Below are 12,752 nucleotides of genomic sequence, written 5' to 3' on the forward strand. Positions count from 1 at the left end.
TCCGCCTGTACCCTATTCGGGCTGCGCGCGCCGCTGCCGCAGCTTGCGCCAGCGGCGCCAGGCGAAATGCAGCGGGCCGGAAAGCGTGTACAGCACGAACAGCGAATACAGCACGATCGAGGGCCACAGCGCGATCAGCACGAACAAGCTGAGTACCGCGATCACGCTGACGAACGGCACCCGCTTGCGCAGATCGATGTCCTTGAAGCTGTAATAGGAAAATCCCGAAACCATCAGGCCGCCGCTGACGAGCGTGATCACCAGCGCGGGGATCATCAGCGTCCGGCCGTCGACCGAAAACTGCTCCCACATCCACACCGTGCCCATCATCACGGCCGCCGCCGACGGGCTCGGCAATCCCTGGAAGAAGCGTTTGTCCTGGGTACCGACCTGAGTGTTGAAACGCGCCAGACGTAGCGCCGCGGACGCCGTATAGATGAAGGCGGCCAGCCAGCCGGCCTTGGCCCAGAACCAGCCCAGGTCGTGCAGATGCACCAGCGCCCACTGATACATCACCAGGGCCGGCGCAAGCCCGAAGGACACCATGTCGGAAAGGCTGTCGTATTCCGCGCCGAAGGCGCTCTGCGTGTTGGTCATGCGCGCCACGCGGCCATCCAGCCCATCGAGCACCATGGCGATGAATACCGCGATGGCCGCCGCCGTGAAGCGACCGTTCATGGCCGCGACAATGGCGTAGAAACCGCCGAACATCGCGCCGGTGGTCAGCAGGTTGGGCAGCAGATAGACCCCCCGTGGATGTCTCACACCCGCGACCAGCCCACGATTCTCATTGCCCATGCGTTTCCTCATCACTTGTCGCCCCCGGCCGCTCCGCGGCTCACGGGCGCAACAGCTTGCCGATGACCTGCCCCGCTCGCAGCCGTGCGCCGGCTTCGACTTCGACGCGCGAGGCCTCTGGCAGGTACAGCTCGACGATCCTGCCGAAGCCTGCAAAACCGCAACGGCTGCCATGGCCGACCCGTTCGCCCGCATGCGCGCGGCAGCGCAGATAACCCGGCAGGCGAGAACGGTGTACGGCCACGACGATATCATCCAGTTCGTCGGTCTGCACCCAAAGCGCGGCCTGATGCTCTTTCGCCGCTGGCGAACCATGCCAGACCTTGAGCAGCTTGCCCTCGATGGGGGCATACAGCCCGTAGGGGCCGGCCGCATCCTGGACTACGCGGACGCACTGCGACGAACGCTCCCGATAGGGGTCGCGGCAGGATTCGACGGACAGTACGCGCCCGTCCACGGGACTGAGCACGGCCAGCGGCGAGGCGGGCGCACGGCGGGGCAATTCGCGGAAAACGAACGCGAGCACGAAGGTGCCGATCCAGAGTGGTGCCGCGATCAGCACATTCTCGGTCGCCGTCAGCGCCAGGGCCAATGCCAACAGGCCGAAAACCGGCACGCGTCCCTCACGCACGATCGGCATCATCGACGAATCCCTTCTGTTGGGCAGGGGTTGCGGCGCGGAAGCCGGCGGGACGGCTGTGACGCCGTCCCGCTGCGACTTAGTTGCGGGTCTTGTCGACGATCTTGTTCGCCGCGATCCAGGGCATCATGCTGCGCAGACGCTCGCCCACCGCCTCGATGGGGTGCTCCATGCCCAAGCGGCGCTTGGCCTTTAGCGTGGCCGCGCCGGCCTGGTTCTCGAGAATGAACTCGCGCGCGAACTCGCCGCGCTGGATTTCCTGCAGGATGCGGCGCATCTCGGCCTTGGTCTCATCAGTGACGATACGCGGGCCGCGGGTCAGATCGCCATATTCCGCCGTGTTCGAGATCGAATAGCGCATGTTGGCGATGCCACCTTCGTACATCAGGTCGACGATCAGCTTGAGTTCATGCAGGCATTCGAAGTAGGCCATCTCGGGTGCGTAGCCCGCTTCGACCAGGGTCTCGAAGCCGGCCTGCACCAGCGCGCTGGCGCCGCCGCACAGCACGGCCTGCTCGCCGAACAAATCGGTCTCGGTTTCTTCGCGGAAGCTGGTCTCGATCACGCCGGCGCGGCCGCCGCCGATGGCCGAGGCATACGACAGCGCGACGTCGCGCGCCCGGCCGCTGGCATCGTGGCTGATGGCGATCAGGCAGGGGACGCCGCCGCCCTGGGTGTAGGTGGAACGGACCAGGTGACCCGGACCCTTGGGCGCGATCATCACCACGTCGAGGTCGGCGCGCGGCACGATCTGCTCGAAATGGATGTTGAAGCCGTGGGCGAAGGCCAGCGTCGCACCGGACTTGAGGTTCGGCGCGATCTCGTCGCGATACAGCGCGGCCTGGTGCTCGTCGGGCGTCAGGATCATGATCAGATCGGCGGCCTTGACCGCATCGGCGATCGGCTGCACGGTGAGGCCGGCGGCCTCGGCCTTGGCGGCGGAGGACGAACCGGCACGCAGACCGACCACGACCTCGACGCCCGATTCCTTGAGGTTGTTGGCGTGGGCATGACCCTGGGAGCCATAGCCGATGATCGCCACGCGCATGCCCTGGATCAGGGAAAGGTCTGCGTCCTTATCGTAGAAAATGTTCATATCGTCCTCTTGCCTAGTGTCGTTTTCGTTGCATTGGATGTTTTGGGTTCAGGCCCGGAGCACGCGATCGCCGCGGGCGATGCCCATGGCGCCGGAACGCACCACCTCCAGGATATGGCGTTCACCCACCGCCTCCATGAAGGCGTCGAGCTTTTCGCCGGTGCCGGTCAGTTCGATGGTATAGACCTCGGGCGTGACGTCGATGATGCGGCCGCGGAAGATATCGGATAGCCGCTTGATTTCCTCGCGTCCGGCATCGGCCGCGTGCACCTTGATCAGCATCATCTCGCGCTCGATGTAGCGATATTCGTTCAGCTCCATCAGCTTGACCACGTCGATGAGCTTGTTGAGCTGCTTGACGATCTGCTCGACGATCTGCTCATTGCCAGTGGTCACCAGGGTCATGCGCGACAGCGTCGGATCGTTGGTCGGCGCCACGGTCAGGGATTCGATGTTGTAGCCGCGCGCGGAAAACAGCCCGGCCACGCGCGACAGCGCTCCGGCTTCGTTCTCCATGAGAATGGATATGATGTGGCGCATGCGTACTCCCGTCAGACCAGAATCATTTCGTTTTGACCGGCGCCGGCCGGGATCATCGGATAAACGTTCTCGCTATCGTCGGTCACGAAGTCCATGAACACCAGCCGGTCCTTGATGGCCAGGGCTTCCTGCAAGGCGCCCTCCACGTCGCCGGGCCGCTCGATGCGCATGCCGACGTGGCCGTAGGATTCGGCCAGCTTGACGAAATCCGGCAGCGCGTCCATGTAGGACATCGCGTAACGGCCCTGATAGAAGAACTCCTGCCACTGCCGCACCATGCCCATGTAGCGGTTGTTGAGGGTGATGACCTTGATCGGCAAGTGGTACTGCAAACAGGTCGAAAGCTCCTGGATGCACATCTGGATGCTGGCCTCGCCGGTCACGCAGACCACCGTCTCGTCGGGATACGCAAGCTGCGCGCCGATGGCGAACGGCAGGCCGACGCCCATCGTGCCAAGACCTCCGGAGTTGATCCAGCGATTGGGTTTGTCGAACTTGTAGAACTGCGCGGCCCACATCTGATGCTGACCGACGTCGGAGGTCACGTAGGCGTCGCCGCGGGTCAGCTCGTAGAGCTTTTCGAGCACGAACTGGGGCTTGATCAGCTCGCTGCCGCGGTCGTACTTGAGACAGTCCATCGCCCGCCATTCCTCGATCTGCTTCCACCAAGCCTTGAGCGGCGCGGCCTTGGGCTTCTTGCCGCCCGACTTGATCACCTCGATCAGATCCGCGAGCACGTCGCCGACCTGGCCGACGATCGGGATGTCCACGCGCACCGTCTTGGAAATGGAGGCGGGGTCGACGTCGATGTGCACGATCTTCGCGTGCGGACAGAACTTGTCCACGTTGCCGGTCACGCGGTCGTCGAAGCGCGCGCCGATGGCGATCACCACGTCGGCCTGATGCATCGCCATGTTCGCCTCGTAGGTCCCGTGCATGCCGAGCATGCCAAGGCACTGACGATCGGACGCGGGATAGCCGCCGAGCCCCATCAGGGTGTTGGTGATGGGGTAATCGAGCATGCGCGTGAATTCGGTCAGCGCATCGGACGCCTGGCCGAGAATGACGCCGCCGCCGGCATAGATGATCGGCTTTTCGGCCTGCAGGATCAGCTCGGCGGCACGCTTGATCTGCCCCGGATGCCCCTTGACCGTGGGATTGTAGGAGCGCATGCGGATCGACTTCGGGTACTTGAAGCCCGCCTTGGCGGCGGTGATGTCCTTGGGAATGTCCACCACCACCGGACCGGGGCGACCGCTCGCGGCGAGATAGAACGCCTTCTTGATCGTCTCGGCGATGTCCTCGACGCGCTTGATCAGGAAATTGTGCTTGACGATGGGTCGCGTGATGCCCACCGAATCCGTTTCCTGAAACGCGTCGCTACCGATCGCATGGGTGGGTACCTGGCCGGTGAATACGACCAGGGGCACTGAGTCCATGTAGGCATCGGCGATGCCGGTGACCGCATTGGTCGCGCCCGGCCCGGAGGTCACCAGCGCCACGCCCACACGGCCCGTCGACTTGGCATAGCCCTCGGCCGCATGCACCGCTCCCTGCTCGTGGCGGGTGAGGATGTGGCTGATATCCTTCTGTTTGTACAGCGCGTCGTAGATGTGGAGTACCGCACCGCCGGGATAGCCAAAAATCAGATCAACGCCTTCCGCCTTCAGGCAACGCACAAATATTTCGGCACCGGTCAGTTCCACCACGTCTTCTCCGCCTCGCAATGCGCGACGGCGCCACCTCGGGCGCCGTCGGCAGATTCTCGATCACATGGCGCGTATCGCTCGCGCCTCGACTGGAACATTGCATAGTAATATGTCGTCACAAAAAAATCATCGCCCGGCGCCAGAGGATCCTCGCGCATGAGGACGGTTCGCCCCTATAGTCCTGTCGACGAATTGCCGTGGCTGCGCGCGGGGATGCCTGCGGACCCACCCGCCCCTGGCACGAAGGATTGCGGACGCGCCCTGGTCGAGGCCGAAACGATTGCGTTTTACCGGCGCCGGCGCTATTCGACCGCTGCGTTGATGTTACTGGGGCGGCGACCCATCGCTGACGCCGAGCGGGCATGACATGACAACGGCAAATCCCGATCCACGGGACACCCACCACGGAGCAACGAATGAAAACCATCGGCCTCATCGGCGGCATGAGCTGGGAGTCCACCGTGCCCTATTACCGGCACATCAACACCCGGGTGAAACAGCGCCTCGGCGGTCTGCATTCGGCCCGGCTGCTGCTCTACAGCGTCGACTTCCAGGACATCGAGACCCTGCAGCAGGCCGGTCGCTGGGAAGACGCGGCCGATCTACTGAGCGAAGTCGCCCGCATGCTGGAACGGGCCGGCGCCGACTGCGTGGTGCTGTGCACGAACACCATGCACAAGGTCGCCCCCGAGATCGAAGCCGCCGTCGCCGTCCCGCTGCTGCATATCGCCGACGCGACCGCCACCGCGATCCGCAAACAGGGCATCCGGCGCGTCGGGCTGCTCGGCACGCGATTCACCATGGAGGAGGACTTCTACCGTGCCCGGATCGAGGCGCACGGCATCGAAACCCTGGTGCCGGAAACGGCGGACCGCGAAATGATCCACGCGGTGATCTACGAGGAACTCTGCCTCGGCGTGGTCGAGAACACATCTCACCAGCGCTATCGAGAAGCAATCGACCGGCTGGTCGAGCGCGGCGCCGAAGGCATCATCCTCGGCTGTACCGAGATCGCCATGCTGGTCTCGCCCAGCGACGCCACGGTACCGCTCTTCGACACCGCCACCTTGCATGCCGAGGCGGCGGCGGATTTCGCACTCGAAGACGCATAAGCCGGCATACGCTGGCCAACGGACGATCGCAGGGCGTCCGTTCCGGCGGCGGCCCGCCCCGAGGGTAGCCGCCACACACCGGGAGGCCGAGCCGCGGGCCTCCGCCGTCCGCTCTCGATCGCCGAATGCACCGGCGCATCGTCTGGATACGGGCAATCATCGCAAACACTCGACGAAGTGCTGACGCGCATGAGGCTGCGGCGATACGCAGAGGAGGCATCTTCGCTTATCCCTCTCCCGTTTATCAAACCGTTACACAGCGCCGCTAACATGACAGCGCGGCATGCGGTATACGGTCGGAAATTCCCGGCACGCATATCGCAGTCCATCGTGGAAAAGAACAACACAAATAAACGCCAAACAGGAGAGAGCGCATGACCGACGCCCCGGCAACCCCCGAAACCCAAGCGACCGCCAGCACGGCCGGTACCGCGAAAATCATCTACATCCTCTATCTCGTCGGCCTGCTGTTCGGCATCACGGGTCTCGTAGGCGTGGTGATGGCCTACGTCAACCGCGGCGACGCACCTGAATGGCTGGGGGAACATTATCGTTTCCAGATCCGCACCTTCTGGATCGGCGGGCTGTACCTGTTCGTCGGTGGGCTGCTCAGCCTCGTCGTCATCGGCTATTTCATCCTGCTGTTCTGGGCTATCTGGCTGATCGTGCGCTGCGTCAAGGGACTCAAGGCACTCGATCAGCAACAACCGCCCGCCAACGTCGCCAGCTGGTTTTTCTGAGCTGGCCGGTGTGCGCATCGTCGCTGTTGGCGGCGATGCGCACACGAGAATGCGATTCCCGGCAAAATAGACGCGCGGCAGACAGCCGCGTATCGGGAGTCGGACATGCCAGCACGGATTTGGGTCGATGCGGACGCCTGTCCGGGAGTCATCAAGGAAGTCATCTTTCGCGCCGCCACGCGAACCGGCACGCAAGCGACCCTGGTCGCCAATCACGCCATGCGCGTGCCCGCCTCGCCCTTCATTCGCTTCCTGCAGGTCGCTTCCGGGTTCGACGTGGCGGACAACGAGATCGTGCGGCGTGCGGAAGCTGGCGATCTGGTGATCACCAGCGACATCCCGCTGGCGGCCGAAGCGATCGACAAGGGGGCCGAGGCTCTGAGCCCCCGCGGCGAGCTGTACGCCGAGGGCAACATCCGCGACCGGCTCAACATGCGCGATTTCATGGAAACGCTGCGCGCGAGCGGTGTGCAGACCGGCGGACCCTCCGCCCTCAGCCAAAGCGACCGAAAAGCCTTCGCCGACCAGCTCGACCGCTGGCTGACACGACGCGCCGCGACATCCAACGCTCGATAACGCTTCGTCCGGACGCCAACGGCACACTAGGCGGAACGTTCGCCCCCGCCGCCGGTCCACCCCACATCAAGCGCACATCATGGAGACGACACCATGTCCCAGGTTCTGATCGTGACCGGCGGCAGCCGCGGCATCGGTGCCGCTGTGGCCCGCCTCGGTGCCCGGGCGGGCTACGCCGTATGCGTGAACTACCGGCGCGACCGTGCCGCAGCCGAAGCCGTGGTCGCCGACATCGAGGCCACGGGCGGTCGTGCGATCGCGCTCGCGGCCGACATCGCCGTCGAGGACGAGGTAGTGAGTTTGTTCCGGCAGGTCGACGAAGCGTTGGGGCGGGTAACGGCGCTGGTCAACAACGCCGGCATCCTCGAACGCCATGCGCGCGTCGAGGACATGGACGCGGCACGGCTGGCACGCGTGTTCGCGGCCAACGTGACCGGCAGTTTTCTGTGTGCCCGCGAGGCGGTGCGGCGCATGTCCACCCGCCGTGGCGGCCCGGGCGGGGCCATCGTCAATGTCTCCTCGCGCGCCGCACGCCTGGGCAGTCCCGGCGAGTACGTGGACTACGCCGCCTCCAAGGCAGCGGTCGATACGCTGACCATCGGCCTCGCCCGGGAGGTCGCCGACGCCGGCATCCGGGTCAATGCCGTGAGTCCCGGCGTGATCTATACCGACATCCACGCCAGCGGCGGCGAGCCGGGGCGCGTCGACCGGGTCAAGGACGCAGTGCCGATGAAGCGCGGCGGACAGCCCGAGGAAGTCGCGCGCGCGATCCTGTGGCTGCTTTCCGACGAGGCGAGTTACGTGACCGGCGCCAACCTCGACGTCTCAGGCGGCCGCTAGCCGGCACAGCAGGAGAGCTGGGAAACGTCGCGCGAGAAGGTCTGCGCGCAGAGCTTGAGCCCCTCGACCATGGTCAGATAGGGGAACAGGCGCCCGGCCAGATCGTCGACCGTCATGCCGGCGGCCAGCGCCAGCGCGGCGCTCTGGATCATTTCGCCTGCCTCCGCAGCCAGTATCTGCGCGCCGAGCAGGCGGCCGCTACCGCGCTCGGCCACCAGCTTGACGAAACCGCGGGTGTCGAAATTCGCCAGGGCGCGGGGCACGTTGTCCAGACTCAGCGTGCGGCTCTCGGCCTCCAGCCCGTGCGCCTTCGCCTGCCGCTCGCTCAGGCCGACGGTGGCGACCTGCGGGTCGGTGAACACCACCGCCGGCATCGCCGCGAGGTCGAGGCTGGCATCGCCGCCGGTCATGTTGATCGCCGCGCGCGTGCCGGCCGCCGCGGCGACGTACACGTATTGCGGCAACGCGGTGCAGTCGCCGGCGGCATGGATCCAGTCGATCCCCGTGCGCAGATGCGCATCGACCGCGATGCGTCCCTCTGCATCGGTCTCGAGACCGACCGTCTGCAGTCCCAGTTCGGCGGTATTCGCGCGTCGGCCCGTCGCCACCAGCAAGGCCTCGCTTTCGAGCATGCCGTCGGCCAGCGTCAGGCGGAAACGCCCGCCGACATGCGCTACCCGCTGAGGCACGCTGTGCAGGCGCAGGTCGAGACCCTCCGCACGCAGGATCTCCGCGAGCCCCTCGCCCAGCGCGGCATCCTCCCGCGAGAGCAGCGTGCTGCGCGCGAACAGCGTCACCCGACTGCCGAGGCGCGCAAAGGCCTGCGCCAATTCAAGCGCCACCACGGAACCGCCGATCACGGCGAGACGTTGCGGGATCGTCTCTGCGGTCAGCGCCTCTGTCGAGGTCCAGTAGGGCGTTCCGGCGAGGCCCGGAATCGAAGGGATAGCGGCCGAGGCGCCGGTGGCGATCAGCACCCGGTCGGCCAGCAGACGCGTCGAGGTGCCGTCCGCGTGCATAACCTCGACGCGATGCTCGCCGGCGAGACGACCGCTGCCGCGCAACAGCTGCAGCGAGGGATTGGTCGCGAGGATGTCTTCGTACTTGGCCTTGCGCAGCGCATCGACGCGACCCTGCTGCTGCGCGGCTAACGCAGCGCGGTCGACCGCGGGGACGTGCCGCTCCAGCCCGTCGAAGGGGTGGTGTCCAGCCTGATGGGCCATCAGCGCGGCGCGGATCATGATCTTCGACGGCACGCAGCCGATGTTGACGCAGGTACCGCCCAGGGTACCCCGCTCGATCAGCGTCACCTGAGCACCGGCCTCGGCGGCGCGGATGGCGCCGGCAAAGGCCGCAGAACCCGAGCCGATCACCACGACCCGCAGCCCCGGCCCGGGCATCTCGCCCTGCCCGTCCCCATCCAGCGGGTAGGCGTCGTACCCCGCAGCCCGCACCAGCCGGACCCAGTCGTCCGCGCACCCGCCCTCGACGCGGGCGACCCCCTCTTCGTAGGACACCCGCGCGCGTACGCCTTCGAGCTTGTCGAGCGCCCGCCCCACGGCGACGGCACAGTGTTCGCAGGTCATGCCGGTGATGCGTAATGTGGTGCTCATGCCCTTATCCTTCGTGCTTTAGTCGCTTGAGCGCGCCCGCGCGGGCACGCCGGCCCGCCCTGCATCATTTCAGCGGCCGAGAGGGGTAGCCCGCATCCGCCGTCGCGGCCGTCAAGGCCGCCACGCTGGCCTTGTGCGGATCGTAGGTGACGCTCACCGTCTTGCGATCGAGGTCGGGGCGCACCTGGGTCACGCCCGGCACCTTGTCCAGGGCCGCGCGAATGGTGACGGGGCACAGGCCGCAGGTCATATTGGGTACCGACAGGGTGATATGACGCAACGCGTGCGCATCCCCATGCGCCGCCGGCGCGGGCGTCGCCGCCCAGACAGCCGGCGTCATCGCCAGAAAACAGGCAACGATCAAGGTCTTGCTCATGATCCGATCCTCCGTAATCTTCAGTAGCCCAGCAGGTAGGGCGCAATATCCGGCAGCGCCAGCACCACCAGCAGAATGACGCCGACCGACCAAAAGATGAAGCGCTGCCGGCGCCGCACTTCGGGTATCGCGCAGGCTTGCCCGTCGTCGCACGTTTTTTCGTTTCGGTATAGCCGTCGGAAGGCGAGCAACAGAAACATCGCCACCAGGGCAATGAACAGCGGTCGGTAGGGTTCCAGCGCCGTCAGGCTGGCGATCCAGGTGCCGCTGATGCCAAGACCCAGCAGAATCAGCGGACCGAAGCAGCAGGCGGACGCGCCGACGCCCGCCACGATCGCGCCGGCGAGATTCCAGCGCCCGCGATCCTTTTGCGTCATGATGTCGTCTCCCGTGATGGGGGAGCACACGATAACGCCGTACCCAGGTACGGACTCAAGTCGTCCATCCCGGCGGACGCGTTTTGCCAAGTCGTCGTGAAACGGCTACCCTCACGCATAAAACAGCACATCGAACAGGGCAATTATGGCGAGCCTGGACCCCCATTCGCAGCAGCCCGGCAGAGGCGACGTCGGCGCGCCCGAAACGGACGGCAGCTGCGATCTTTTCGACCTCGCCCCGGCCGGACTCGCCGTGATCGTCGATGGCCGACTCGCGCGCGTCAACGCGATCGCGCAGCAGATACTCGAAGCCGACACGCCCGACCAGCTGATCGGGCGTGGACTGATGGATTTCGTGCACCCGATGGATGTCGTGCAGACCGGCAATCGCCTGCGTCGCCTCGAATCCGGCGGCATCCCCAATCCCGCGACCGAGGTCCGGCTGATCAGCCTGCGCGACAATCTGCGCGTGGTGGCGGCCAGCAGCCGCCTGTGCCGCCACGAGGGGCGCCCCGCGCTGCTCGTGGTCGCGCTCGACATGACGCGGCGGCATCTGATGGAAGCGCAACGGCAGGACAACGAGCAGAACCTGCGCCGGCTGTTCGAAAGCATGCAGGACGTGTATTACCGCACCGACGCGCAGGGCATCGTACAGATGGTCGGCCCGGGCGTACGCCGCGTGCTCGGCTACGAACCGCGGGAGATCATCGGACGCGCGGCCGAGGACTACTACCCCAATCCGGACGACCGCGACGCCTTCAAGCAGGCCATCCGCGAATACGGCGAGGTCGCCGACTTCCCCGGCCAGATGGTGCGCAGCGACGGGCAGGTCATCGACATCTCGATCAGCAGCCACGCCCTCTACGACGAGGACGGACAGTTCGCCGGCGTCGAGGGCATCTACCGAGACGTGACCGAGCGCAAGATGCTCGAACGCAAACTGCGCCTGCTCGCGACCACCGACCCGCTGACCGGCATCGCCAATCGACGCGATTTCCTCGAACGCGCCGGCGACCGTCTGCGCCACCACCGTCGCTACGGGCCGGGCCTGACCCTGATCATCCTCGACCTCGACCACTTCAAGGCCGTTAACGACCGTTTCGGCCATGTCGCCGGCGACCGGGTGCTCACGCGTTTCGTCGAGGAAGCTTGCGCGGAACTGCGCGAAACCGATCTTTTCGGCCGTCTCGGCGGCGAGGAATTCTGCCTGATCCTGGAGCAAGCCAACGCCGCGCAGGCCCTGCAGGTGGTCGAACGCATCCAACTGCGCATGCGCCAGACCACTTTCGAGGACGACGGCGAACGCTACCGGGTCACGGTCAGCGCCGGCGCGACCGAAAGCAACGCCGACGACCACCTCATCGAACGGCTGCTAGAACGCGCCGACAAGGCGCTGTATCAGGCCAAACGCGACGGCCGCGACCGCGTCGTCTGGTATCGCGACTGAACTGACCCTAGTTGCGATACGCGGGCCCGGTCACCGGCACGCCGTTGCTCATGTAGCTCAGGAAATAGGCCAGATCGCGGTAGCGCACGCTCTGCGGCTTGAACGGCCGCGCGCGGATCTTCTTGTTGCAGCCGATGAAGCGGCGGTCGAGCGTCCCAAGCCCACCCCATTTGGCGCGGTACACTGGGAAACCCGCGGGCATGCCCAGCGCGGGGCTGATCAGCTGCGCCCGCAGCCGCTGCCCGGAATGCAGCATGTGGCAATCCGCGCAGGAAAGATTGAGCCGCCCGATGGGCGCGTAGAAGAAGGTCTTGCCACGTGCATAGGCGGCCAGCGCGGCCGGCGTATTCGGCGTGGCGACGTGCATCGCCCGCCCCGCCGAGGTGCTCGCCAGGTAGGCGAGGATTTCGGCCAGCGGGCCGCGCTCCCAGGCCAGCGGCTTGAGGCCGTTTTCAAGCCGGCAGCGGTTGACCGCCAAGGCCAGCGTCTCCACCTGTCCGGTCTTCGCGTCGAAGCGCGGATAGTCCTGGCGAATCCCGATGCCGCCATGCGGGAAGCAGTCGGCATAGCGGTGCCCGTTGGGAAACGGCGTGTCGAACAGCCGCTTGCCCGCCGCCACCGCCAGCGCCTGCGGTGGGAACTGCATCACGCTGCGATACTGCGCCAGCGCGTCCGCACTCGCGATTCCCGGTATCCATTCCCCCTGGGCGTAGGCCTTGAGCGGCACGCCCGGGAAACGCGTCTGGAAATAATTCCGGAACGCCGCCAGATCCCGTGCCGGCGAAGGCTGGGCGGCGCTGCTGGCGCTGCCGAATGCCAGCAGCGCCAGCAGCGGCAACCAAAAGCTGCGCGATAGTTTCATCGAGGATCGTCCATCGGTGTGTCGGG

14 protein-coding genes are annotated in these 12,752 nt (G+C 65.9%); 5 read left to right on the forward strand and 9 right to left on the reverse strand.

Annotated elements, in window-relative coordinates:
* Window positions 1-12 precede the first annotated feature (12 nt).
* From pssA to ilvB, 5 genes are all read right to left on the reverse strand, one after another.
* On the reverse strand, window positions 13-798 hold the full coding sequence (gene pssA, locus THPRO_RS04055) for a CDP-diacylglycerol--serine O-phosphatidyltransferase (protein WP_052064570.1): 786 nt from the start codon (window positions 796-798) through the stop codon (window positions 13-15).
* 40 nt (window positions 799-838) lie between these two features.
* On the reverse strand, window positions 839-1,441 hold the full coding sequence (locus THPRO_RS04060) for a phosphatidylserine decarboxylase (RefSeq protein WP_038092193.1): 603 nt from the start codon (window positions 1,439-1,441) through the stop codon (window positions 839-841).
* Between the two features lie 76 nt (window positions 1,442-1,517).
* Entirely contained in the window at window positions 1,518-2,534 is a 1,017-nt protein-coding gene (gene ilvC, locus THPRO_RS04065; protein WP_038092197.1) for a ketol-acid reductoisomerase, read from the reverse strand.
* A 48-nt stretch (window positions 2,535-2,582) separates the two neighbouring features.
* On the reverse strand, window positions 2,583-3,074 hold the full coding sequence (gene ilvN / locus THPRO_RS04070; RefSeq protein ID WP_038092200.1) for an acetolactate synthase small subunit: 492 nt from the start codon (window positions 3,072-3,074) through the stop codon (window positions 2,583-2,585).
* 11 nt (window positions 3,075-3,085) lie between these two features.
* Entirely contained in the window at window positions 3,086-4,780 is a 1,695-nt protein-coding gene (gene ilvB / locus THPRO_RS04075; RefSeq protein ID WP_065089390.1) for a biosynthetic-type acetolactate synthase large subunit, read from the reverse strand.
* A gap of 419 nt (window positions 4,781-5,199) precedes the next feature.
* Between ilvB and THPRO_RS04080 the strand changes: the two genes are divergently transcribed.
* The 4 genes from THPRO_RS04080 to THPRO_RS04095 all read left to right on the forward strand — a co-directional run bounded on the left by THPRO_RS04080 (window position 5,200) and on the right by THPRO_RS04095 (window position 8,051).
* A complete protein-coding gene (locus THPRO_RS04080) occupies window positions 5,200-5,895 on the forward strand; it encodes an aspartate/glutamate racemase family protein (protein ID WP_038092204.1) in 696 nt (231 codons plus the stop codon).
* Window positions 5,896-6,269: 374 nt separating this feature from the next.
* Window positions 6,270-6,635: a DUF4870 family protein gene (locus tag THPRO_RS04085; RefSeq protein ID WP_065089263.1), complete on the forward strand. Its 366-nt coding sequence runs from the start codon at window positions 6,270-6,272 to the stop codon at window positions 6,633-6,635.
* Between the two features lie 105 nt (window positions 6,636-6,740).
* On the forward strand, window positions 6,741-7,211 hold the full coding sequence (locus THPRO_RS04090; protein ID WP_038092209.1) for a YaiI/YqxD family protein: 471 nt from the start codon (window positions 6,741-6,743) through the stop codon (window positions 7,209-7,211).
* A 93-nt stretch (window positions 7,212-7,304) separates the two neighbouring features.
* Window positions 7,305-8,051, forward strand: coding sequence for an SDR family oxidoreductase (locus THPRO_RS04095; RefSeq protein ID WP_038092210.1), 747 nt, complete (start codon window positions 7,305-7,307; stop codon window positions 8,049-8,051).
* Here the strand turns inward: THPRO_RS04095 and merA are convergent.
* The 3 genes from merA to THPRO_RS04110 all read right to left on the reverse strand — a co-directional run bounded on the left by merA (window position 8,048) and on the right by THPRO_RS04110 (window position 10,417).
* Window positions 8,048-9,664, reverse strand: coding sequence for a mercury(II) reductase (gene merA / locus THPRO_RS04100; protein ID WP_038092213.1), 1,617 nt, complete (start codon window positions 9,662-9,664; stop codon window positions 8,048-8,050). The two genes, THPRO_RS04095 and merA, sit on opposite strands and share 4 nt — an antisense overlap.
* Before the next feature lie 64 nt (window positions 9,665-9,728).
* Window positions 9,729-10,040, reverse strand: coding sequence for a cation transporter (locus tag THPRO_RS04105; protein ID WP_038092218.1), 312 nt, complete (start codon window positions 10,038-10,040; stop codon window positions 9,729-9,731).
* Window positions 10,041-10,060: 20 nt separating this feature from the next.
* Window positions 10,061-10,417, reverse strand: coding sequence for a mercuric transporter MerT family protein (locus THPRO_RS04110; protein ID WP_038092221.1), 357 nt, complete (start codon window positions 10,415-10,417; stop codon window positions 10,061-10,063).
* A 145-nt stretch (window positions 10,418-10,562) separates the two neighbouring features.
* Here THPRO_RS04110 and THPRO_RS04115 point away from each other — a divergent pair, with 145 nt between their 5' ends.
* The gene (locus tag THPRO_RS04115) at window positions 10,563-11,864 is read left to right on the forward strand and encodes a sensor domain-containing diguanylate cyclase (protein WP_065089264.1); all 1,302 of its coding nucleotides are present in this window, start codon (window positions 10,563-10,565) and stop codon (window positions 11,862-11,864) included.
* A gap of 7 nt (window positions 11,865-11,871) precedes the next feature.
* Here the strand turns inward: THPRO_RS04115 and soxA are convergent, their stop codons facing one another.
* Window positions 11,872-12,726, reverse strand: a complete 855-nt coding sequence (gene soxA / locus THPRO_RS04120) for a sulfur oxidation c-type cytochrome SoxA (RefSeq protein WP_038092226.1) — start codon at window positions 12,724-12,726, stop codon at window positions 11,872-11,874.
* Between the last annotated feature and the right edge of the window lie 26 nt (window positions 12,727-12,752).

It is taken from the genome of Acidihalobacter prosperus (assembly GCF_000754095.2).
Classification (GTDB): Bacteria; Pseudomonadota; Gammaproteobacteria; order DSM-5130; family Acidihalobacteraceae; genus Acidihalobacter; species Acidihalobacter prosperus.